We start from the raw sequence: 21,429 nt of genomic DNA, 5'->3' as shown, positions 1-21,429 counted from the left end.
CGGGCGGCAATACGTATCGGTATGTCGAGCCGCAGCCAGGAGGCTGGAGCATGAGCATCTGGTGGTCACTCCATTTGCGGCGCGAAGCTGCGAGCGTTCCGCTCGCCCGACGGTTCCTGCTCGGCACGATGGAATCAGCGGGCGTGGACCCGGACGTCTCCTTCGACCTGTCGCTCGCCCTGAGCGAAGCCTGTGCCAACGCCGTCGAGCACGGCGGGGCACGCGGAGACCGGGGCGAGGGAGCGGACACCTGGGAAGCCTGGGAGGAGCCGTCCGGTACCGCCTGCGGGCAGTACCGGGTCACCGCGTATCTGGACGGCGAGAAATGCCGTATCGAAGTCGCCGATTCCGGACCGGGGTTCCCCGCGAGGCGCGCACTTCGCACCGCCGCACAGCAGCACGAGGCAGAGCAGCCGTACGCATCCACGCAGCAGTACCCGCCGCAGTACGCCGAGCACCCGCCGCTCACCGCCGAGGACGGGCGCGGGCTGTGTCTCATCGAGCAGCTCGCCGATCACGTCCACTTCGGCAACCGGCCGGGGCACGGCGGGGCGGTGGTGAGTTTCGACAAGGTCCTGAAATGGCGGGAGGGCGCCCTGCTCATGGTCTCCTGAGCAGGGCGCCCTCCGGCGCGCGGTACGGGGCGGACGGTCAGCCCTTGAGCCGGGCCATCCACGCCTCGACCTCGTCGGCCTGCCGCGGCAGCTTGTCCGAGAGGTTCCGGTTGCCGTCCTCGGTGACGAGGATGTCGTCCTCGATCCGGACGCCGATGCCGCGGTACTCCTCGGGAACGGTCAGGTCGTCGGCCTGGAAGTAGAGGCCGGGCTCCACGGTGAGGCAGACGCCGGGCTCCAGCGTCCCGTTGACGTACGACTCGGTCCGCGCGGCGGCGCAGTCGTGGACGTCCATGCCGAGCATGTGACCGGTGCCGTGCAGCGTCCAGCGGCGCTGCAGCCCCAGCTCCAGGACCTCGTCCACGGTCCGGTCGCCGAGCAGACCCCACTCGATGAGCTTCTCGGTGAGCACGCGCTGCGCGGCGTCGTGGAAGTCGCGGAAGCCTGCGCCGGGCTTCACCGCGGCGATGCCGGCCTCCTGCGCCTCGTACACCGCGTCGTAGATCTTCCGCTGCAGCGGCGTGAACGTGCCGTTGATGGGAAGCGTGCGGGTCACGTCGGCGGTGTAGAGGTCGTTGGTCTCCACGCCGGCGTCGAGCAGCAGCAGTTCGCCCGAGCGCACCGCGCCGTCGTTGCGTACCCAGTGCAGGGTGGTGGCGTGCGGGCCGGCGGCGCAGATCGATCCGTAGCCGATGTCGTTGCCCTCGATGCGGGCGCGGAGGAAGAACGTTCCCTCGATGTAGCGCTCGCTCGTGGCCTCGGCCTTGTCGAGGACCTTCACGACGTCCTCGAAGCCGCGCGCGGTGATGTCGCAGGCCTTCTGCAGCTCAGCGATCTCGAAGGCGTCCTTGACCAGACGTGCCTCGGAGACGAAGACACGCAGTTCCTCGTCGCGCTCCGCGGTGACCTTGTCGGTGAGCGCGGCCTCGATGCCGGCGTCGTGACCACGGACGTTGCGGACCGGGCCGGTGGCCTCGGTCAGCGCGGCGGGCAGCTCGCGGACGTCCTTCGCCGGAATGCCGAGCAGCTTCCCGGCCTCGGTCAGGGAGTGACGGCGGCCGACCCACAGCTCGCCCTGGCCGTCGAGCCAGAACTCGCCGTTCTCCCGGTCGGAGCGCGGCAGCAGGTAGACGGTCGCCTCGTGGCCGTCGTCCTTCGGCTCCAGGACGAGGACGCCGTCCTGGGTCTGGTCGCCGGTGAGGTACGCGTACTCGGTGGAGGCGCGGAAGGCGTACTCGGTGTCATTGGACCGGGTCTTCAGCCGGCCTGCCGGAACGACCAGCCGCTCGCCCGGGAAGCGCGCCGAGAGCGCGGCGCGGCGGTCGGCGGTGTGCGCGGCCTGGGCGATCGGCTCCAGGCCGTGCAGCTCGGTGTCGGCCCAACCGGACTTCATGTTCGCGGCGAGCTCATCGGAGACGCCCGGGTACAGGCCGTTCTTCCGCTGCTTGACCGGCTCTGCCTCTTCGGTCTCCGGGTTCTCCGGGGTGAGCTCCTCAGACACGACTTGTCTCTCCTTGATACGACACTGGACCCCCTCCATCGTACGGGCGTACGGAAGGGGGCCCAGGGCCGGAAGACCTCTTACACAGGGTGGCCCGCCGCTACCGGCCGGCGGGCGGCCGGCTCAGTCGAAACGCGCCGCGAGCAGGACCACGTCCTCGGTGCCGTCGCCCCGGTCGATCCCGTCGGGCAGCACGGTGCGCACCACGTGGTCGGCGACCGATCCGGCGTCGTGGCGCAGCGCCTTCGGGACGCTCGCCGCGGCCGAGTGGAGCCGCGCGAACGCCCGGTCCATCGAGTCACCGGCGCGGCGCAGCAGACCGTCGGTGTACAGCAGGACCGTCTCCCCGGGAGCCGGGGCGATCTCCACGCTCGGCGCCTCCCAGCACGCGAGCATGCCCAGGGGAGCGGAGAGGGTCGTCTCGACGAACTCGGTGCGCCGGTCGCCGACGATCAGCGGCGGGGTGTGCCCGGCACCGGCCAGCAGGATCTTGCGGCGGGTGGGCTCGCAGTAGGCGAAGAGCGCGGTCGCGGAACGGGCCGGTTCGGTCAGCCGCATCAGGAGTTCGAGATCGGAGAGCACGGCGACCGGATCCTCGCCCTCCATCACCGCGTACGCCCGCAGGCCCGCGCGCAGCCGGCCCATGGCGGCCAGGGCGCTGGGCCCGGAGCCGCCGACCGAGCCCACGGAGAGGCCGAGCGCTCCTTCCGGCAGCGCCAGCGCGTCGTACCAGTCGCTGCCGCTCTGCGGCGCGGCGTGATGGCGTACGGCCAGCTGTACGCCGGGGACGCGGGGCAGCCGGCTGGGCAGGAGCTCCTCGGCGATGGTGGCGACGTCGGTCCTGGCCCGTTCCAGTTCCAGCAGCCGGGCCAGGTGTTCGGCGGCGTATCCGGCGTACAGGCCGACGAGGTGGCGCTGGCGTTCGAGCGGCTCGGCGGGTTCGTCGTAGAGCCAGACCGCGGCGGCGAGCCGTCCGGTCCGCTCGGTGGTGATGGGCAGCGCGTAACTGGCGGCGTAGCCCAGACGGGCGGCGACCTCTCGCCTGCGGGGGTCCAGGCTGGTGTCGCCGAGCAGATCGGGGGTGGTCAGCGGGCCGTCGGCGTTCGGCAGACCTTCCAGGATGCGGCCGTAGGAGGTGGCACTTCGCGGAACCGTCTCGATCTGGCCGAGCTCCGCGTGGGCCAGACCGAGGCCGATGGTGCTGACGGGGCCGCGGCGGTCGGACGGCTCGAAGGCGATCAGCCCGCGCCGGGCGCCCACGAGTGCGGCCCCGGCATCGAGCAGCTCGTGCAGGGCGTCGTCGAGGGTGCTGGTTCTGGCCAGCCGCTCGGTGAGCTCGTGCAGCGTCGTGAGGTCGGAGACCCAGCCCGCCAGACGGTCCTGGATGAAGGCGCCGGGCGCGGCCGGAACCTCGGAGAGAGGCCCGGCAGTGTGCGCCGAAACCGGAACTGTGGGATCGATTCCAGCCACTTTCGGCAGGTGTGGGGCGCTCATGGTCGCCGGCTTTCCGACTGGTTTGTTTCGTCGAATAGCATCGCAAACCCCCATGTCATTCTGCGCCGCTATCAGTGCATCCACATGTACACGCACAAGTAAGGCGATGTCCAGCATTGTCCCCACGGGATTTGTGGTGTCCGGGGGGTGAGTAACTTGGCCAAAAAATGCACCCTGCGGCAGTCATTTGCGGTCGACTGATGGTGCTCGACCGGGGGTTGCCCCCGGGTGAAGTGCCAGGGGGAGCGTCATTCCGGGCATGCTGGGTACGTAAATCGGTAGATGGCCAGAGGCGGTTCCGACCGCCTCCGGAACCTGGCAGCGGGCCCGGACGTCCTCACCTGTGACGGCCAACGCCCCACCCCCGAGTGGCGGGGTCGTACGACGGACGGCAGGCGCGATACGCGCCCTGCACCTCGCGACATTCTCGACTGGAACCGGCTCGATTCGGCTCAGCACAGCTCAGGCTCGGTACCGACGACCAACCCGTACCGCAGGCTCGACGGGCATGTACACACAGTGAAGATCCGCACACGTGTTGTGACGCGCGCGTGGTGTGATGTGGACCCTCGGCGTTCAACGGAAAGGAACGAGCGCTCATGCGCGAGATCCTCGGAAGGCGACGCAGGCTCCGGCTCGGACGCAAGGGCGGGACCGCCCGGCTCGACGCGGCCCTGACCTGTGCCACCGCATGGCAGTGGCCCGTGCTCCCGGGGGTGGGCCTCCAGGCGGCCGGCGGCCGTGGTGAGCGCGGCCGCGGCTGCGCCTGCCCCGACCCCGAGTGCGCCGTTCCCGGCGCTCACCCCTTCGATCCCGGACTGCTCGCCGCGACCACCGACGCCCGGATGGTGCGCTGGTGGTGGACGAACCGGCCCACCGCTCCGCTTCTGCTGGCCACGGGCGGGCGCGCGCCGTGCGCGCTGAGCCTGCCGGCGGTGGCCGGTGCCCGTGCACTGGCGGAACTCGACCGGATGGGCATGCGGCTGGGCCCCGTGGTGGCGACGCCGACCCGATGGTCGCTGCTGGTCGCTCCGTACACGCTCGAACGGCTCGGTGAACTGCTGCACGCTCAGGACTGGGTGCCCAGTTCGCTGCGGTTCCACGGCGAGGGCGGCTATCTCGTTCTTCCGCCGTCGGGGATCGGCACGGGGCAGGTGCGCTGGGAGCGGGCGCCGGAGCGGGTGTCCCGGCCGGGCTCCGGCGGCGGGGCGCCGGTCCGGGCGGTGGCGTCGCCGTGGCTGCCGGACGTGGGGGCGCTGCTCGACGCGCTGGTCGAGGCGAGCAACAGCGCCCCGGACGGCGGAAGCCGGCTCGCGTACTGAGCTGCGGGCCGCCGGGTGGTGGGTGGTGGTGCTTCTTCGTCCGCTTCTTGGCCCCCTTCTTGGCCCCTTCTTCGCCCGCCGTCATTACCCAGCGCTGTCGGATCCCCGGCGTATCACTTCCGGGTGAGGTGATCGGCGGGGTTCGTTTCGGTCATTCCGTGCGGGCCGTTTCGGTCATGCAAAGTCTGCCGGTGCAAAGTCCGCCGGTGGTCGGCTTTCTGATGCGCTTTCCGGAAACCGTTCGATCGCTCTTCGAAGATCTCTTCGGGAGCTGTTTCGCGGAGAAATCGGAAAGGGGAGCCTCCGACGACTTCTGTCCGATTCCGAGCGGTCCGGTGATCGTGCGGAGGCGTTGTCGACGCGGGACCCAACAAGGCGTCCGCGGTGGTGGGTTGACGCCGGGCCACGTGGAAGGCGTCTCCAGGCCGTCGAAGGACGGCCGAGGCGGGGTGTGGGGCGGGCGAGGAAGCCGGGGGCGCGACCAGTTGCTGTGCAGGGCCTGTGCGCGGTTCGTGCGCCGTGTGATGCGCCGTGGTGCGCCGTGCCCGGACATGAGGATGCCCGATCGCTGGCGACGGGGGATGCACCAGCGACCGGGCTTCTAGAACGGTAACAAGAGATCTGCCGTTCGCAAATTCGATCTCGCGTATTCGGACAGCGATTTACCTGTGAGTACGGCGAGTTGTGACGGGCGTCACCGTACGGTCCGGGCGGTGGTCACTGTCAGCTGAGGGTCACTTGGCGGTTGGTGAGCCCACCACGTGCCCGACGCTCCTCGGCGGTGAGCGGCGCGTCCGACGCGAGCGCCGTCGTGAGCCGCTCCGCGAACGCGACGGCGGGCTTCTCGCACTCCTCGGCACCCATCGAGCTCGGCAGGTCCCAGACCGGGACCATCAGGCCGTGCGCACGGAAGGAGCCGACCAGTCGGGTCCCTTCCCCGAGTGAGGAGGCGCCGGCGGCGTGCAGCCGGGCGAGCGCGTCCAGGAGCCGCTCCTCGGGGTGCGGCATGACCCAGCGCAGGTGGTTCTTCTCCGGGGTCTCGCACCAGTAGGCGGCGTCCACCCCGGAAAGCAGGACGGTCGGGAGCGCCGCGTCGTTGGCGCGCTCCAGGGACGCGGACACCTCGGCCGTGGCGTTCTCCGCGTCCGGCACCCAGAACTCGAAGCCCGAGTGCACGACGGGCGCGAACGGGGCGTCGGCGTCCAGGAGGTCCTGGAGCCGCGGCCCTTCGGCCGGTACGCGCCGGGCGGCGACGGGCGAGCCGGGATCGGCCTCCAGCGCCCGCTGGAGCGTGTCGGCGAGGTCGCGGCTGAGGTCGCCGGAAGAGGTGTCGTTCTGCAGGGCGAGCAGGACCGACCCGTCGTCGCGCCGCAGTGCGGGCCACGCCATCGGGAGAACGGTCGCGAGCGTCACCGACGGCACGCCCTCGGGCAGTCCGTCCTTCAGGGTCAGTTCGACCGTGGCCGCGGGCACCAGCTCGCGCAGCGCGACCCAGTCGCATTCGCCGGCCAGGCCCTCGAAGGGGCGCTGGACGAGTTCGGCCACGGCCTGGGCGGCGGCGCGGCCGTGGCAGGCCTTGTAACGGCGGCCCGAACCGCACGGGCAGGGCTCGCGAGCCCCGACCACCGGGATCTCGCCGTCGTCAAGCTGCTGCTTCCCGGCCTTGGTCTGAGGGCGCTTCTTCGCCATGGTGGGCTTTCTCCCGATTGCGACAGTGCGGTCTGGGCCGCGAGCCTAGCCGTCCGTGCGCCGTACGGGGGCACGGCCGACCCGGCAGCCGGCTTCCCGGCGACAGCGCTCCCGGCTTTCCGGCCTCCCGGTCTTCCGGCGTCCCGGCTTTCGGGTATCCCGCCGCGACCACCGCGGTGCGCCGCCCAGGTTCAGCCCACGTCGTCGAACGCGCCGGCGAAGTCCAGCCCGTCGAGACCCGCCGCACCGTTCACCCCCGAGCCGCGGCCCGATGGCCCTGTCGTGCCTACGCCCCGTCCATTGCTTCGCGTGCCGCCCCGTGCGGCAGGCCGTTCGTCGGCATGACCGTGCCCCTCGTTGACCAGGACCCAGACCGTGACCTCGCCGGACGAGTTGTCACGCACACCCCACTCCTCGGCGAGGGCGCTGATGATGTTGAGGCCCCGGCCGCCGTGAGCGGTCACCGAAGGAGTGGCTGGAACCGGCCGCGTCGGGCCGCCTCCGTCCGTCACCTCGACGGTCAGCCCGCCCGTTCTGTCGACGCGCCAGGCGGCGCGCACATCACCGTCTCCGACATCGGTGTGCCGGCCCAGCGGCCTGCCGTGCCGGCAGGCGTTGCTGAGCAGTTCGGAAAGGATCAAAACAGCATCGTCGACGACCGAATCCGACACCCCGTGGCTGCGCAACTGCTCACGCATCCGGTGCCGTGCCTGACCCACGCCCGCAGGGCCATGGGGTACGGCCATGCTCGACGACGTGGGCACTTCCTGTGCCACCACCAACGCCACCCCCGAGACCTCCTTTGCCCCACGCCACGGAGTGGATGCCCCCCTGGGCTGGACCGGAAACCGGCCAATGGCCTGCGAGTGACGCACTCGTAACGATCGGGTACGGGGCGAATGCGCCGGTGTACTCCCTGTGACCGAAAGTGCGGGGGTGCCTCCCCGGTTGTTCCCCGGCCGGCGCTCCCGGCCGGCGCCCTGGCTACGCGCGCCCCAGCTGGGCCAGAACCTGCTTCGGACGGTTCGTGATGATTGCCTCGACCCCGAGCCGGATGCAGAGCTCGACGTCCTCCGGTTCGTTGACCGTCCAGACGTGCGCCCGATGACCGGCGCGGTGCAGGCGGTCGATGTACCCCGGGTGACTGCGTACGATCCGCATCCCCGGCCCGGCGATCCGGGCACCGGCCGGCAGCCGTCCGTCACGCAGCCGCGGCGAGACGAACTGCATCAGGTAGACGCTGGGCAGCTGGGGCGCGGCGTCCTGGATGCGGTGCAGCGAGCGGGCCGAGAAGCTCATGATGCGGACCGGCGAGGGGGCGTCGGAGGGCGGCACGTCGAGCGCGAAGCGCTTCAGCAGGTGCAGCAGGCGTTCCTCGACCTGGCCCGCCCAGCGCGTCGGGTGCTTGGTCTCGATGGCCAGCTGCAGCGGCCGGCCGGCGGCCCTGGTCTCGACGAGGAGCTCGAGGAGCCTTTCCAGGGTGAGCACGGAGGTGAGTTCGCCAGGCACCGGGTCCCAGTCCGGGGACTCCGCCTCCTCGCGGTCCTTCCACGAGCCGAAGTCGAGGGCCGCGAGTTCGTTGAGCTCCAGGGCGGAGACCGCGCCTCGCCCGTTGGACGTGCGGTTCACCCGTCGGTCGTGTACGCATACGAGATGACCGTCGGCAGTGAGCCGTACGTCGCACTCAAGGGCGTCGGCCCCGTCCTCGATCGCCTTCCGGTACGCGGCCAGGGTGTGCTCGGGGGCGTCGTCGGACGCGCCCCGGTGTGCGATGACCTGGATGGGATGCTGGCTGGGGCGCTGCTGCCGTGCTTGGGTCACCCGCGTCATGGTGTCACCGGGAGACCAGGGATGCGTACACCTGGTGACGTGAGGCCGTTTTGTCCGATGTAAGGGGCCGTGCACAGATGCACAGGTCCTGCTTACAGTGGCCTGACGTGCTGTGGGAAAAGCTGACTCCAGACACGTACACAGCGGATCTCTTGCCGAATGATGATGTGGAACCGAGGAGTAAAGAGCTGTGAGCACAGAGAACGAGGGCAACGAGGGCAACGCGGCCGAGGCCGCCCCGTCCGTTCCGTCCGCACCTCCAGTGCCGGCCGACGCTCCCCAGGGGCTCCCCGGGAGCGCGCCCGACGCCCCGCCGCACCCGGACGCGACGACCACACAGCACCAGCCGGCCTCCCCCGCCCAGGACCCGCCGACCACGCCCATGGCACCGGTTCCGCCGACCGCGCCGCAGTACGCGCCCCCGGCCGCACCGCAGTCCGCGGCGGATGCCGGCTGGCCCCCGCCCCCGCCGGCGGTCCCGTCGTACGCCCACGGAGCGCAGGGCGGCGGCCCCGTGTGGGGCGCGCCCGCCCAGCCGCACACGCCTGACGCGCCGCGCAAGCGGGGCGCGGGCGGCCTGGTGGCCGCGGTGGTCGTGGCGGCACTCGTCGCGGGCGGAGTCGGCGGAGCCCTCGGCTTCTGGGCCGCCGACAGCAACAACGACTCCGGCTCCTCCGGTTCGACCACGGTCGCCGCGTCGGGCACCCCCCAGGACCTCAAGCGCGACCCGGGTACGGTCGCGGGCGTCGCGGCCAAGGCGCTCCCCAGCGTGGTCACGATCGACGCGCAGGGCGGTGACGGCGAGGGCGGTACGGGCACCGGCTTCGTGTACGACAAGGAAGGCCACATCCTCACGAACAACCACGTGGTGGCCTCCGCGGCGGACAGCGGCCAGCTCACGGCGACGTTCTCCAACGGCAAGAAGTACGACGCCGAGGTGGTCGGGCGGGCCCAGGGGTACGACGTGGCCGTCCTGAAGCTCAAGAACCCGCCGCAGGGGCTCACGCCGCTGCCGCTGGGCAACTCGGACCAGGTGGCGGTCGGCGATTCGACGATCGCGATCGGCGCCCCGTTCGGTCTGTCCAACACCGTCACCACGGGCATCATCAGCGCGAAGAACCGCCCGGTCGCCTCCGGTGACGGCTCCGGAGGCAGCAACTCGTACATGAGCGCGCTGCAGACCGACGCCTCGATCAACCCGGGCAACTCCGGCGGTCCGCTGCTGAGCGCCGGCGGCGCGGTCATCGGGATCAACTCCGCGATCCAGTCGACCGGAAGCACCGGCCAGAGCCAGGCGGGTTCCATCGGTCTCGGCTTCGCGATCCCGATCAACCAGGCGAAGAACGTCGCCCAGCAGCTGATCAAGACCGGTCAGCCGGTCTACCCGGTCATCGGCGCCACGGTGACGATGGACGAGAAGACCGGCGGTGCGGTCATCTCGGACCAGGGCGCCGGTGGCACGGAAGCGGTCACGAAGGACGGTCCCGCGGCCCGGGCCGGCCTCCGGGCGGGCGACGTCATCACGAAGTTCAACGACACCGTCGTCGACAGCGGGCCGACCCTGATCGGTGAGATCTGGACCCACAAGCCGGGCGACAAGGTCACGCTGACGTACAAGCGCGACGGCAAGACGTCCACGGTGGAAGTCACCCTGGGCGAGCGCAAGGGCGACAGCTGACCGGTTAGGCTGTCCTCCGCGTCGAAACCGGTCCTCACCGGCTGCTGACGCGGGGTGGGTTGCCCGAGCGGCCTAAGGGAACGGTCTTGAAAACCGTCGTGGCAGCGATGTCACCGTGGGTTCAAATCCCACACCCACCGCATGTGAACGGCCCCTGACCAGGACGTATGGTCAGGGGCCGTTGCCATGCCCGCTCCCTGCCGGTCACCGCTGTTCCCCCTGGTTTCCCGCTCTATCGGGCACGGAAGGGGCACGCGGGGGGCACGGCTGCGCAGTGCTTTGGAGCTGCCGGGGACTGCCCGCTACCGGCTGATTGGGATCTCGTAGACGATCTCGCAGTGCGCTGCGGGCACCACGATGTCGGCTGTTTCCACGGGACGGCCCTGGTCGCTGTAGTACGTCCGCCGGATGTGCGTCACGAGTGCGGCCTTTTGGATGCCGAGTAGCGACGCCTCCTCGGCGGTCGCCTGCCGGGGCTCCGGCTGCTCCACTGCATGGCTGACGGTCACTCCGATCACGGCCATGCGGTTCACGACACCTGCCCCGGCGTGCGGCCCTCCCTCGGGAAGGACGACGAGAGTGCCCGCGGTGAGGTCGTAGGGCTCCCAACTCGTCGACAGCTGCACCGGCCTGCCGTCCGCCAGGAACTCGTAGGTCGTCCGCACACACAGCTCGCCCTCGGCAATCCCCAGCCGCGCGGCGATCTCGGCCGGGGCCGGCACCTTCGCCTCGGTCCGGCTCTCCCAGTCGCTCTGCCTGCCGAGAGCCTTCATGTCCTGGCGAAACGGGGAGCCGCTGGGCTGTTCGCGTGCGGACGACCGCACGACTCGAACCCGTTTCCGGGCTTCGGCGACATAAGTGCCCGATCCGGCCCGACCCTCCAGCACCCCCTGGGAGATCAGCAACTCCTGCGCCCGGCGCACCACGTTCTCGCCCACGCCGCACTCTTGGCCGATCTGCGCGCGGGAGGGGAGGCGGTCCCCCGGTCCCCAGACGTGCTCCGCGATGCGCTGCCGGAGTTCGTCGGCGATGCGGAGATACGGCGGTTGCTCAGACATATGGAAAATCTAGTCCACTAGCTCTAATCTAGTTAACTAGATTCACTGAAAGTGATCGCTGGTGACGGAGGCTGCCCTGTGTCCGCTTCGGGAGTGAGTGCGGCGGCCATCGCCGCCCGGCTGTCCGCCGCCGGGCTCCCCACGCGCGTGGAGGAGCACACCCGGTTCACGACGGTCGAGGCGGAAGTGCCGGAAACGCTCTCCGCCGAGTCATGGCGGGAGGTCCTGGACGTTGTGGCTGAGGCCGATCGATTCGGACTCCTGGCCACCAGCTTGAACGGCCGCACCTTATGGGCGGTCGTACGCAAAACGGTCCCCACGACAGGCGACGTCGGGGGACCGGACTATCAGCGATAGGAGCTGAACAGCATGCTCAACCGTATCCGCCGTGCCGCCTCGCTCACCAGAGAGCGGCACTTCCCCAAGGGCCGGCACCGCCGCCCCTTACCGCCTTCCCGGCCACTGGCCGCACCCACCTCCACCGTGCCCGCTGACGTATCCACCGTCGTCCTGGGCCAGGCTTCGGTTGGCGCGGTCCACCGTCGCCCCCTGAGAGGTGAGGACGTCGCGCTTGTCCGTCCGTACCTGGTGGCGTGGGAAGCGCGTGTACGGACGCGAGCGGTGGACGTCGCGCCTCGTCTGCCGGCCGATGCCTGGTCGGCACTCGCGGGGGTTCACTGATGCCCCCTCGTCGACAGCCGCCCGCTGCGGACACGACTTCCGTCCCCTACCGCTCAATCGCGTGCCGGATCGGCACGCACTCTTCCTGTGTTGAGTCCTCCCCGCTCTTGGTCCCGGTCGACGTCCCGGTGATCTACGAAGCCTGCGACTGCCCGTGCCACTCGACGCCCGACCTGCCTGCGTCCGGGGAGGTGACGCTGTGAGGCCTCAAGTCCCCATCGGTGCACTGGTTTCCCACATCGAGGTCACCGCGGCCACCGTGCAGCGCGGCGACATCATCCAACTCGGCGGCCAAGCCTGCCGGGTGAGAGACCTCTTTCAACTCCCCCAGGGAGCCAAACAACTGGTCTTCGAGTCGGGCGAGCTGCTGGCCATACACACGCGTACCCGGCTCGTCGCCGTACGACTGCTGAGAAGGCGGTGACCGGCTCCGTGCCCCCTCGTCACCACGACATCGCCGACGATCTCCGTCGCCAGATCACGACAGGCCGCATCAAGCTTGGCGAGCGCCTACAGTCCGAAACCGACCTGGCCAGCCGGTACAAAGTCAGCACGGTGACTCTGCGACGCGCCCTCGCCGTGCTCCAGGGCGAAGGGCTCGTCGAGAAGATCCACGGCAAGGGCAACTTCGTGCGTGGCCCACGTCGCAAGATCATGTACGTCGGTGGCTGGGGCACGCTGGACCCCTGGACCGCTGCTGAGCCCACGGTGAGCGTCACGGTTCGCAGCGCAACGGTTCCGGCCTCCGTGCACCTGACGACGTTGCTGAAGGTGCCAACGGGCAGCCCCCTCGCGGAGTACTCCTGCCTCAGCCTCGAACAAGGGACGCCGCACGGCCTGGCTCGCATCTACATACCGCGCGACCTGGCCCCGGCCGGAGTGTTCGACTACGACTCTGTGAGCCGGGGAGCGGTCACGAGATTCGCCATCCTCGGCCCGTCGCCGGCCACTGTCCGAGAGACGGTCTGCGCCCGCTCTCCAACCCCGGACGAAGCCTCGGCCCTCCGGATCGGATCGACCACGGCCGTCCTCGCTATCACCCGCATTGCCACCGACTCCACCGGCCGCGTCATCGAAGCCGCGATTCTGGCCTTCCCAGGAGACCGCGCCGACGCCGTCTTCACCGCCCACCACGTACTTGACGGAAGGCCGACCCGAAAATGACAGCACCGAACGAACTGCGGCTCCTCCCGTGGTCGGGCCCGGAGGGGAAGCCCTGCTACCTGAGCACCGACGACCGGGGCGGCTACATGTCCCGCCTGGCGGACAACATCGAAGCGGTCCAACTCTGCATGGCCGCACACCTGCTGGAAGAGGCCTGGAAAACCCTGGACGACCAAAGCACGGACTCGGATGACCTGCGCCACCTGGGGCACGACCTGACCGGCGCACTGAGAGACGTGCTCCGCGTTGCGGCCAGCCGAGGACAGCTCCGAGGTTAGTGAACCAGCCCGAACCTGATGAAGCGGCGGTAAAATGCGTTAGCCGAAACTGGCCGTCCTTTTGCGTGGGGAGGGGCACCCGACCACAGATTTGGGGTTCTCCTCCCCATTGCGCTATGCCGGCCTGGCTTCGCGCCGCAAGCCGCTTTATCGCTAAACCTTGATGGGTCGCGGTTGCATGCCAGGTTCACTTGGCAAGCGAACCTGGCATGCTGCTAATGGAGGCGAAATTAGACCAATTGCAGGAGTGGCCTGACGTCCCTGGACGGCGCTTCCATGGCGTAGACCCAGGCCCGCCCATCCATGCGCTATTTAGTTAGTGTTCGTCAAATCTACGAGTGACGTCTCTCCGCGAATCCAACTCTGCAAGAATTCGAATGTTCTTTCGCTCAAGCTCAATGAGCGCAGAGTGGCGAGAGCCCCAGGGACGAACTCTTTTTCGCGGCGAGCCTTGGCCCACTTTGAAATCATCGTTGGAATAACACCGTAGGTTCTTCCAAAGCCGTAAGTCTGCTCGTCTGTGAGCAGCTCGCCCAGCGGGCAGAACATCAAGATCACGCCTTCCAGCTCCTTGCCTCTCAGGTCTGCGCGAGACGCGTAAGAGCTGTGGAGAATGGGGAAGGACAGCTCCTTTAGGGAGTTGCTCGCAGAGAACCAAGGGGTTGGCAAATCGAGGAGGTAGGTACCCACCTCCTCGACGGCCCGTTTCAGAATATTGATGTCCTCATAATGGCTTGAATCTCCATAGAAAGGGCCTCGCAAGGCCGGAATGGAAAGAACGAACGGTCGAACGAAAGGCTGGAATAGATTCGCATCTACTCCATATAGACCCTGTACGCCAAAACGTTGCAGGGTTTCCGTAATCGAAATCTCACCCAAAATAGCCCGCAACTGCGAGGCCCAGTGGCCTTCATCGCTATGCAGTGACAGGTTGCCTCGCACTTGGGTAAAAAGCTCTCGTTGCAAGTCGGTCCAGACCGCGGAATTTGCAGGAGGGAGAGCAGCTGAATGCCCCATCGTCAATTCAGGAATACGCGCCAAGAATAGACACTGACACAATGCGCGCGCATTGTGCGGCTCCTCTGCTACCAGCCTGAGTGCCGCATCTTTAACGGCCTTAGATACAGAGGGAAGGTTTTCCGCGCTTGAGTGTAGAACTGACTCAAGGGGGGCGAAGTCCCTAGGTGTCAGCAACATGTGCGGCTTTTCTCCTTCCCTCGCCACACTGGAAATTCTGACCGCCTGGTCGCAAATTTCCCGAATAATGGCCGGCCGTGGAACGGTGAAGGAGAGTGCCCGCCCGCAAAAGGAGATAATATTTCGCGCTGCCGGGCTTGAACCTTCCTCTGTAGCCTTGTCGAGCGCAAGCTGGAGGAAATCATCGGCACCGTCGTCGACATTATTTCCAAGAATTTGAAGACTCAATTGTGCAACGACATCCCACTCCGCGGCCGCAATTTTCGGGGCAAGCAACGAAAAGAGAGCTTCAGCGGAGGAGTTTTGCCGAACTATTTGGTTAGCTGCGAAGTATTCCAGAAACGTTCGATGAGTGAAACCATAAATGCCTTGATTTGCGTCTGACCCAACGTCAGTGAGTACCCATGCCCGGCCCGTGCAAAAGTCTACGAATTTGGTGGCAGCATTCTCTGCCTCCACTTCGTCATCAAATCGCTTGTCCAGCAGGAACTTGCTGACGAAGGTGATTAGGGCTTCCCTTTTCAAGCCGTGCTGCGCCCCTGGGCTGGAGTACATCCATAGGGCAAGGGCATTTAGAGCATGTTTGACATGGGCGTCGAAAGGAAGCGGGATGCCGATCCCACGCTGTTTGTCCCATTTTTCAAAAAGCAACTCTGCACACTTTTTGTAAACATCAGGGCGATTAGCGGGGATGTAGTTTTCAGAGGCGTAGATGCCGCACATCAAGGACAGCATTAGTGGATTCTTTCGCAGGTCTGATACGAATTCACTATCCTGCAAAAATGACCCTGCAAGCTCAGTCCGGCGGCCTCTCTCAATCGTCTCATCCAGAATGAACCACTTGTTTGCGTAATCTTTAACCTGCTCTCTCCCGAGTTCAGCAAGATTCACGGTGCTGAAAAGGGAGTCATCAAGGGGTGCTTCGTCGTAACCAACCCGTCGAGATGTCACGAGAACAGGAACGCTTGGGTGCATGTAAACAAAGGATTCGACGAACTCGACAACTCGACGCCTGAGCGAGGTGTCAGTTAGTTCATCGAGTCCATCAAAGATCACGAAAGCTCGCCCATTCTGAAGGAGATGTTCAACTGCTCCAGCAGGCGGGTCAACGTTGTATGGCTTCTTGCATACATTCTCAAGGTGCTCAACCAGGGTGAGGTTATTTGCTTTGAAGTCCTCTACATGGTCACGCAAGATAAAGAGAAGGGGGACTAGCGCACTCGTTGCCTGTGCAGTTGATCGTGCAATTTCGTAGGCGAGTTTCAAAGATAGAGTTGATTTACCTCCTCCGGGGTCTCCCAGAATCACGGTCCTGTGAGAGGTCGACAGGACGCTCTGTAGGTCAATAGGGGGTACGTGATTATCTTGCTCTCGTTTGACTGCTACTTCCAGCTTAGGTTCCACGAAAAGCTTGCTGTATGGAACCTTCTTGGTAGTACCCGCGTGCGGGAGTTTCATTGTTGCGTGCAGGTTCTTCACCTGATCACGCAGCTGGTTTTCGAACTGATGAAACTGTGTTAGGTCCTCTACATCGCGCAAGGCTTTGGCCGACTTCGCATCAGAGGCCGCGTAGCAGGCGGCAACTTTGAGCATAGCGGCGCGAGTGAGGGGAGATTCGCCCTGAGTAGCTACAATTCTTGAAGCATTCTCAAGGCTCTTTTCCAGCAGGGCTTGCCATGTTGCTTCACTTACATCACTAAGAAGCTCGGAGTCCGCTTCGACATTCAGTCGAATTGATTTTCCAAGCTTCTCCTTGGTCTCCGTGAATTTTTGTTCCTGTTTTTTAGTTCCGCTGCTCGCCCAAATCTGCGTAACCAAAGATAGGGCGATGGCCTCAAAATCTGGTGAGTTCAGATACTCGGCAAGAGAGTGCGCCGTCTCCGGGGGGAGGTTGAGGCTGATAGATGACTCTGTCTGTCGAGTCAGAGCTGCGCGAGTTTTCCGATTTCGCCACCGCATGGCCATTGCAGCTCCTGGAATGCCAGCAAGCTTAGCGGCGCCTCCACCGGCAGCTCTTCCGGCCGCAGTTGCCAGAGCTTTACCAATTGCAATCTCGACACCAACCACAGTTCACAGCCCCCTAGTCAACGTGCGACTTTTCTATCATGGTCGCCTTGACTGCGCTGGCGTTTCAGTAGTTGAACCACCGAAGGTCGGCGGAGCGGCTTTGGGCTGGAGCTGCTTTGGGGCGAGTGATCTTGGCCCCGTAAGCTGATGGCGAGTCGGGCAGTCTGTGGACCTGCCCGTTAAAGCACGACGCTGGGGCCAAGATCTTAGAGGCTCGCCCCAAAGTGGCTGCCTAAAGCCGTGGAGCCGACCGCCCCAGCCGCAGAGGGTGTCTCCCCACTCCATGCCCGCAGACGCCGAGCGCGCCGCCGGGCGCGGCCAGCCGGGGCGGAGACAGGAGGCAGGCCGCGCCGCAGAGGCGGTGCGCGCCCGCGCCGTGCGCGGGCCTTGATGAAGTAGAGAAAGTCTTATCCCGCTGGGATGAGCTGCTTGCCGTCGTGGCTCCGCACGTGGGGGCCGTTGCCGTCCAGGGCGTCCAGGAGGCGGACCGCGTAGACCTCGGACATGCGCTCGCTGACCTCGTCGGGTGTGAGCCAGGAGACGGCTGTCGACTCGCTTGATGTGCGCTCGGTGCCGCCGGAGGGCTTGCAGCGGAAGACCAGGGCGACGATGCCTCGGGTCGTGTTCTTGTAGACGCCGGTGAGTTGGTCCACCTCGACGCGGATGCCTGTCTCTTCCCAGACCTCTCGGGCGACGCCGGCTTCGGGTGTCTCGTTGATTTCGAGGATGCCGCCCGGGAGCTCCCAGGTGCCGTTGTCGGCTCGGCGAATCGCCAGGAGGCGGCCATCCTCACGCACCACTGCTCCGGCTACGGACACTGAGTGCAGGGGAGCGGGTGGCGCTTCCTGTGATTGACTCATGTAGAGGAGCATAGGAGGCAGGGAAGGACTATGGGAACTGCGGCGGGAGGGGCCGGTTCCGGTCCTCGATATGTGCAGATCGCTGATGACCTCGTGCAGCAGATCCGGGCGGGAGTCCTCAAGGCCGGCGACATGGTGCCGAGCGAATCCGAGCTGGTGGACCGCTACGGCGTCTCCGGCGGGACGATCCGTAAGGCCATGGTCGAGGTACGGGCGAGTGGGCTCGTCGAGACCCGGCACGGCAAGGGCTCGATCGTGAAGAACCGGCCCCCCGTACGGCACCGCTCCTCCGATCGCTTCCGGCGCTCGCTCCGGCAGGGCGGCCAAGCCGCCTACCTCGCGGAGTCCGCACAGTCCGGCGCCACCGCGAAAGTCAGCGTCCTCTACATCGGCCCCATGGACGCGCCCGAGGATGCCGCCGAGCGTCTGGGCGTCCCCGCCGGTACGCAGGTGTTGGCCCGCCGGCGCCTCTACTTCCGTAACGGCACCCCGGTCGAGACCGCCTCGTCCTACCTGCCCTGGGACGTGGTGAAGGAGATCCCGGAGCTGTTCGCCGAGAACCCCGGGGGCGGTGGCATCTACGCCCGACTCGAAGACCACGGGCATGAGTTCGCGGAGTTCGTCGAGACGCTGCAAGCGCGCCCAGCCTCGAAGGTGGAAGCGTCGGAACTGGCGCTCAGCCCGGGTGCGCCCGTGGTTCACCTGATCCGGGAGGCCCGTACGACCGCGGGTCGCGTGGTCGAGGTGTGCGACACCCTCATGGCCGCTGACCAGTTCGTTTTCGAATATCGGATCCCTGCCGGCGACTGACGCGCGCTCAACTCCCCTCAACCCGCCGCGAGTTCTTCTTCGCGGCGGGTTGACTCATGTACAGGAGTGATGCACTCTTCTTCATGTCACTCATGTACATGAGTGGCGGAGTTCAGCATCTATAGAGGAGTGATCTGCTGTGCGTCAGATTCCCGTCGACACCTCCAGCGCTGTCGTGATGGTCGCCAAGACTCCGCAGGTGAAGGTGCGTGACCGTCGTACCGGTGAGATCGCCACCGACATGGAGACCGGTGCTCAGCTCATGACCGTGGACGTGATGTTCGCGGCGAACGAGGAGGTGGAGATCCTTTCCGTCACAGTTCCGGAGCCCGGGATCAGCGGTGAGCTGTCCATGGGTACGCCGGTCGCGCTCACCGGCCTGGTCGCCCGTCCGTGGGAGAACGACTTCAACGGCCAGCGGCGGCACGGCATCGCGTTCCGCGCGGTCGCGGTCACTTCGCTCGCCGACGTCGCCGCCGCAGGGTCGAAGGCGGCCTGATCATGACCGCCTTCACGGTCGCTCTGGTGCTGGTCGTCGCCGCTGCGGGTCTCCTGCGGTGGCGGCGGCCCGCCTGGTACTGGCTGGCCTTCGGTGTCACTCTGGCCGCGCTGCGGGTCTTGGTCCGGTACCGCTCGGTCATGGACGCGTGCGGGATGACCGTTCCGCCGGCGCGTTGGCGGTTATCTCTGGCTCGGGCCACCAACCGTCCGATTCCTGAGCCCCGCCCTCCGCGTATCCGGCGACTGCGGCCGACTCGCACCGGCCTGGTCCTCCGACTCAAGCTCCGTCCCGGCCAGGACGTCTTCGACATCGCTGCGGCCTCGGACCGGCTTCGGCACTCGTTCTCGATGTTCGGCGTGACCTCGCGTGAGGTGCGGTCCGGTGTCGTAGAGGTGCGGATGACCGGATACGACGTGCTGAAGCGGGTGCAGATGCCTGCTGAGACGGAGACCCGGGCGATGCGGGTACCGGTCGCCCTTCGGGAGGACGGGTCGGTGCACTACCGCGACTACCGCGCGATACCTCACGCCCTCACCCTCGGCGCCACGGAGTCCGGCAAGTCGGTCTACCAACGCAACCTGGTCGCCGGCCTTGCTCCTCTGGACGTTGCCCTCGTCGGCATCGACTGCAAGCAAGGGGTCGAACTCTTCCCGCTGGCGCGCCGGTTCTCAGCGCTGGCCGACAGCCCGGACACCGCTGCCGAACTCCTCGATGCACTCGTGGCGCGGATGGCGGACGTCTACCGCCTCATCCGTACCCAGCAGCGCATCACCGTCGATGTGCCGGACGCGGAGATCGCCGCCGACATCTGGGACCTGCCTGATGAGCTCCGCCCGACCCCGGTCGTCGTCCTGGTCGACGAGGTGGCCGAACTCGCCCTGTACGCAACGAAGGAGGAGGAGAGGCGGCGGGACCGCATCATCACCGCCCTGGTCCGTCTCGCGCAGCTCGGCCGCGCCGCCGGTATCTACCTCGAAATCTGCGGACAGCGCTTCGGCTCCGAACTCGGCAAGGGCATCACCATGCTCCGCGCCCAACTCACCGGCCGCACCGCCCACCGCCTCAACGACGAGACCTCCGCCAACATGGCCTTCGGCGACATCGCCCCGGACGCGGTCCTCGCCGCCATCCAGATTCCCGCCGAACTGCGAGGCCTCGCCATCGCGGGAGACGCGTCCGGCGGCTGGCACCGCATCCGCGCTCCGCACACCTCGCTCCGCCAGGCCGTGAACCTCTGCAACCGGTACGCCGACAGAACCCCGGACCTGCCCGAGCTGGCCCCTTTCCGGCCCACCACCGGTACCGCCACCGAGCCTGTGCCATCGGCGAAGGCCTCTCCGGCCACCGTCTGATCTCTCCCCCATCCGGTAGGCGTGACCGTCTTCGCGCCGAGTCCCTACCACTGCCATGCCCAGAGAAGGGAGAACCGCCATGTGCCCCGACTGCGAGGACTTCGCCCGGACCGTGCTTCTGCTCGGCCAACTCGCCCTGTACGCCGACATGGCCGGCGCCGACCTCGACTTCGTGGACGTCGTCAGCCCATCCCTCGTCGTGTCGCTGCCGGAGCCGCCGCCGGGCACGTTCCCGGATGGCTCCGACCCCGCTGAGGACTCCTGATGGGCGCCCGGCACGGTCTTCGGATCGACGCGGTGTTGATCCAGGCGGTCATCGCCGGAGCCTTGTCCTTCGCCCACCTGCACGACCTCGCTGCCGCGGCCGGACAGGACGGCTGGAAGGCATGGGCCTACCCGGTGAGCGTCGACCTGCTCCTTGTCGCCGCCTGGCGTCGGCTCCGCAGTGAGGGCCCGTCCCCGTTGGCCTGGTGCTGGTTCCTGATTGCCCTCTTCGCCTCACTCGGCGCCAACGTCGCCACCGCCGGGTTCCTCGACCTGGCCGACCCGCCGGCCCCGCTCCGGCTCGGCATCGCCGGATGGCCCGCACTCGCCTTCCTCGGTGGCACTCTCCTCGCCCACTCGTCGGGGAAGCCGGAGCCAGCTCCGCCAGCCGCCGTCACGGAGACAAAGGACGTCGGGCCGACGCGTGTGCCTGACGCCGCCCCGATCCCATCCCAGGCCGACGAACCCCCTGCGACAACGGCCCTGTCCTCGCCCCCGTCCCCGGAGCCGCCCGTTCCCGCCGTGCTGATCGACCACGCCCGCAAGGTCGCCGACGAGTACCGCACCCGCACCGGATCACCGATCGACACCGACACCCTCCGCTCCCGCCTCGGTGTTCCGCCCCACCTTGCCGACGCCATCGCCGCCCGCCTCAGCTGACCGCGAAGGAGAACTGAGATGACCCACGATCCCGCCGACCTGACCGTGGCCGACTACCTCGACGGAGCGCGTGAGATGGCTGCAACCGGACGCCCCTTCCTCGCCCACCTGCTTGCCGAGGAAGCCGCCCGACGCGTCGACGACCCGGCCAACGCCCGCAGCATCCGCGCCCAGTACACCGACCCGACGACCGACAGGGGCTGACCGGCATGCCCGCCCGCGACAGCTTCCACTCCGTGATGCGTATCGGCCCCGTGCAGATCGGCACCCACCGCAACCGCACCGGCCGCACCGTCCACGCCGCCGTCTGCACTGCCGACCGCTGCGGCTGGTCCGCCGACTACTCCAGCCGGACCGCCGCCCAACTTGCCGCCCGTACCCACCGCTGCACCGTCCGTTAGGAGACAG

22 protein-coding genes and 1 tRNA gene are annotated in these 21,429 nt (G+C 67.3%); 15 read left to right on the top strand and 8 right to left on the bottom strand.

Features of this window, described 5'->3' with window-relative positions:
• Positions 1-50 precede the first annotated feature (50 nt).
• Positions 51-614 (top strand): ATP-binding protein, encoded by a 564-nt coding sequence (locus OG959_RS18660; RefSeq protein ID WP_326659865.1) that lies wholly within the window; start codon positions 51-53, stop codon positions 612-614.
• 37 nt (positions 615-651) lie between these two features.
• On the opposite strand, the gene OG959_RS18655 is transcribed toward OG959_RS18660, so the two are convergent.
• The gene (locus tag OG959_RS18655; RefSeq protein WP_326659863.1) at positions 652-2,115 is read right to left on the bottom strand and encodes an aminopeptidase P family protein; all 1,464 of its coding nucleotides are present in this window, start codon (positions 2,113-2,115) and stop codon (positions 652-654) included.
• Between the two features lie 123 nt (positions 2,116-2,238).
• Positions 2,239-3,726: a PP2C family protein-serine/threonine phosphatase gene (locus tag OG959_RS18650; RefSeq protein ID WP_326659861.1), complete on the bottom strand. Its 1,488-nt coding sequence runs from the start codon at positions 3,724-3,726 to the stop codon at positions 2,239-2,241.
• A gap of 482 nt (positions 3,727-4,208) precedes the next feature.
• Between OG959_RS18650 and OG959_RS18645 the strand changes: the two genes are divergently transcribed.
• Positions 4,209-4,931 (top strand): bifunctional DNA primase/polymerase, encoded by a 723-nt coding sequence (locus OG959_RS18645; RefSeq protein ID WP_326659860.1) that lies wholly within the window; start codon positions 4,209-4,211, stop codon positions 4,929-4,931.
• 723 nt (positions 4,932-5,654) lie between these two features.
• Here the strand turns inward: OG959_RS18645 and OG959_RS18640 are convergent.
• The 3 genes from OG959_RS18640 to OG959_RS18630 form a co-directional block, all read right to left on the bottom strand.
• A complete protein-coding gene (locus tag OG959_RS18640; RefSeq protein ID WP_326659858.1) occupies positions 5,655-6,620 on the bottom strand; it encodes a DUF5926 family protein in 966 nt (321 codons plus the stop codon).
• Between the two features lie 191 nt (positions 6,621-6,811).
• A complete protein-coding gene (locus OG959_RS18635) occupies positions 6,812-7,495 on the bottom strand; it encodes an ATP-binding protein (RefSeq protein WP_326659857.1) in 684 nt (227 codons plus the stop codon).
• A 109-nt stretch (positions 7,496-7,604) separates the two neighbouring features.
• Entirely contained in the window at positions 7,605-8,450 is an 846-nt protein-coding gene (locus tag OG959_RS18630) for a glycerophosphodiester phosphodiesterase (RefSeq protein ID WP_326659856.1), read from the bottom strand.
• Between the two features lie 190 nt (positions 8,451-8,640).
• Between OG959_RS18630 and OG959_RS18625 the strand changes: the two genes are divergently transcribed.
• Positions 8,641-10,128, top strand: coding sequence for a S1C family serine protease (locus OG959_RS18625; RefSeq protein ID WP_326659855.1), 1,488 nt, complete (start codon positions 8,641-8,643; stop codon positions 10,126-10,128).
• A gap of 53 nt (positions 10,129-10,181) precedes the next feature.
• Positions 10,182-10,268, top strand: a tRNA-Ser gene (locus OG959_RS18620).
• Positions 10,269-10,430: 162 nt separating this feature from the next.
• Here OG959_RS18620 and OG959_RS18615 read toward each other — a convergent pair.
• Positions 10,431-11,186 carry a GntR family transcriptional regulator gene (locus tag OG959_RS18615; protein ID WP_306070878.1) on the bottom strand — a complete coding sequence of 252 codons (756 nt, stop codon included), beginning with the start codon at positions 11,184-11,186 and terminating at the stop codon, positions 10,431-10,433.
• Positions 11,187-11,264: 78 nt separating this feature from the next.
• Here OG959_RS18615 and OG959_RS18610 point away from each other — a divergent pair, with 78 nt between their 5' ends.
• From OG959_RS18610 to OG959_RS18595, 4 genes are all read left to right on the top strand, one after another.
• Positions 11,265-11,543, top strand: a complete 279-nt coding sequence (locus OG959_RS18610; RefSeq protein ID WP_326659853.1) for a hypothetical protein — start codon at positions 11,265-11,267, stop codon at positions 11,541-11,543.
• A 523-nt stretch (positions 11,544-12,066) separates the two neighbouring features.
• The gene (locus OG959_RS18605; protein WP_306070880.1) at positions 12,067-12,291 is read left to right on the top strand and encodes a hypothetical protein; all 225 of its coding nucleotides are present in this window, start codon (positions 12,067-12,069) and stop codon (positions 12,289-12,291) included.
• Positions 12,288-13,031 (top strand): GntR family transcriptional regulator, encoded by a 744-nt coding sequence (locus OG959_RS18600; RefSeq protein ID WP_306070881.1) that lies wholly within the window; start codon positions 12,288-12,290, stop codon positions 13,029-13,031. Before OG959_RS18605 ends, OG959_RS18600 begins: the two co-directional genes overlap by 4 nt.
• Complete coding sequence (locus tag OG959_RS18595; protein ID WP_306070882.1) at positions 13,028-13,309, top strand: hypothetical protein; 282 nt, start codon at positions 13,028-13,030, stop codon at positions 13,307-13,309. Before OG959_RS18600 ends, OG959_RS18595 begins: the two co-directional genes overlap by 4 nt.
• Before the next feature lie 312 nt (positions 13,310-13,621).
• On the opposite strand, the gene OG959_RS18590 is transcribed toward OG959_RS18595, so the two are convergent.
• Together OG959_RS18590 and OG959_RS18585 are read right to left on the bottom strand one after the other, a co-directional pair.
• Positions 13,622-16,573 (bottom strand): NACHT domain-containing protein, encoded by a 2,952-nt coding sequence (locus OG959_RS18590; RefSeq protein WP_306070883.1) that lies wholly within the window; start codon positions 16,571-16,573, stop codon positions 13,622-13,624.
• A gap of 407 nt (positions 16,574-16,980) precedes the next feature.
• Entirely contained in the window at positions 16,981-17,445 is a 465-nt protein-coding gene (locus OG959_RS18585; RefSeq protein WP_306070884.1) for an NUDIX hydrolase, read from the bottom strand.
• An 18-nt stretch (positions 17,446-17,463) separates the two neighbouring features.
• On the opposite strand from OG959_RS18585, the gene OG959_RS18580 reads away from it, so the two are divergent.
• From OG959_RS18580 to OG959_RS18550, 7 genes are all read left to right on the top strand, one after another.
• Positions 17,464-18,243: a GntR family transcriptional regulator gene (locus OG959_RS18580; protein ID WP_306070885.1), complete on the top strand. Its 780-nt coding sequence runs from the start codon at positions 17,464-17,466 to the stop codon at positions 18,241-18,243.
• Positions 18,244-18,382: 139 nt separating this feature from the next.
• The gene (locus OG959_RS18575) at positions 18,383-18,742 is read left to right on the top strand and encodes an SCO3933 family regulatory protein (protein ID WP_326659849.1); all 360 of its coding nucleotides are present in this window, start codon (positions 18,383-18,385) and stop codon (positions 18,740-18,742) included.
• A gap of 2 nt (positions 18,743-18,744) precedes the next feature.
• Positions 18,745-20,097: an FtsK/SpoIIIE domain-containing protein gene (locus tag OG959_RS18570; protein WP_306070887.1), complete on the top strand. Its 1,353-nt coding sequence runs from the start codon at positions 18,745-18,747 to the stop codon at positions 20,095-20,097.
• A gap of 79 nt (positions 20,098-20,176) precedes the next feature.
• The gene (locus OG959_RS18565) at positions 20,177-20,362 is read left to right on the top strand and encodes a hypothetical protein (RefSeq protein WP_306070888.1); all 186 of its coding nucleotides are present in this window, start codon (positions 20,177-20,179) and stop codon (positions 20,360-20,362) included.
• A complete protein-coding gene (locus tag OG959_RS18560) occupies positions 20,362-21,021 on the top strand; it encodes a DUF2637 domain-containing protein (RefSeq protein ID WP_306070889.1) in 660 nt (219 codons plus the stop codon). The genes OG959_RS18565 and OG959_RS18560 overlap by 1 nt, the downstream gene beginning before the upstream one ends.
• An 18-nt stretch (positions 21,022-21,039) precedes the next feature.
• Positions 21,040-21,225, top strand: a complete 186-nt coding sequence (locus OG959_RS18555) for a hypothetical protein (RefSeq protein WP_306070890.1) — start codon at positions 21,040-21,042, stop codon at positions 21,223-21,225.
• Between the two features lie 5 nt (positions 21,226-21,230).
• Positions 21,231-21,422, top strand: coding sequence for a mobile element transfer protein (locus OG959_RS18550; RefSeq protein WP_306070891.1), 192 nt, complete (start codon positions 21,231-21,233; stop codon positions 21,420-21,422).
• Positions 21,423-21,429: the final 7 nt, after the last annotated feature.

It is taken from the genome of Streptomyces sp. NBC_00385, from assembly GCF_035917155.1.
GTDB lineage: Bacteria > Actinomycetota > Actinomycetes > Streptomycetales > Streptomycetaceae > Streptomyces > Streptomyces poriferorum.
The sequence above is the reverse complement of the archived record's forward strand: the minus strand, read 5'-3'. Positions and strand labels throughout refer to the sequence as shown.

Coding starts and splice junctions, on each gene's coding strand:
- OG959_RS18555 (WP_306070890.1), top strand. CDS start 21,040: ATGACCCACGATCCCGCCGACCTGACCGTGGCCGACTACCTCGACGGA.
- OG959_RS18645 (WP_326659860.1), top strand. CDS start 4,209: ATGCGCGAGATCCTCGGAAGGCGACGCAGGCTCCGGCTCGGACGCAAG.
- OG959_RS18640 (WP_326659858.1), bottom strand. CDS start 6,620: ATGGCGAAGAAGCGCCCTCAGACCAAGGCCGGGAAGCAGCAGCTTGAC.
- OG959_RS18560 (WP_306070889.1), top strand. CDS start 20,362: ATGGGCGCCCGGCACGGTCTTCGGATCGACGCGGTGTTGATCCAGGCG.
- OG959_RS18650 (WP_326659861.1), bottom strand. CDS start 3,726: ATGCTGGACATCGCCTTACTTGTGCGTGTACATGTGGATGCACTGATA.
- OG959_RS18550 (WP_306070891.1), top strand. CDS start 21,231: ATGCCCGCCCGCGACAGCTTCCACTCCGTGATGCGTATCGGCCCCGTG.
- OG959_RS18630 (WP_326659856.1), bottom strand. CDS start 8,450: ATGACGCGGGTGACCCAAGCACGGCAGCAGCGCCCCAGCCAGCATCCC.
- OG959_RS18595 (WP_306070882.1), top strand. CDS start 13,028: ATGACAGCACCGAACGAACTGCGGCTCCTCCCGTGGTCGGGCCCGGAG.
- OG959_RS18580 (WP_306070885.1), top strand. CDS start 17,464: ATGGGAACTGCGGCGGGAGGGGCCGGTTCCGGTCCTCGATATGTGCAG.
- OG959_RS18585 (WP_306070884.1), bottom strand. CDS start 17,445: ATGCTCCTCTACATGAGTCAATCACAGGAAGCGCCACCCGCTCCCCTG.
- OG959_RS18565 (WP_306070888.1), top strand. CDS start 20,177: ATGTGCCCCGACTGCGAGGACTTCGCCCGGACCGTGCTTCTGCTCGGC.
- OG959_RS18615 (WP_306070878.1), bottom strand. CDS start 11,186: ATGTCTGAGCAACCGCCGTATCTCCGCATCGCCGACGAACTCCGGCAG.
- OG959_RS18660 (WP_326659865.1), top strand. CDS start 51: ATGAGCATCTGGTGGTCACTCCATTTGCGGCGCGAAGCTGCGAGCGTT.
- OG959_RS18570 (WP_306070887.1), top strand. CDS start 18,745: ATGACCGCCTTCACGGTCGCTCTGGTGCTGGTCGTCGCCGCTGCGGGT.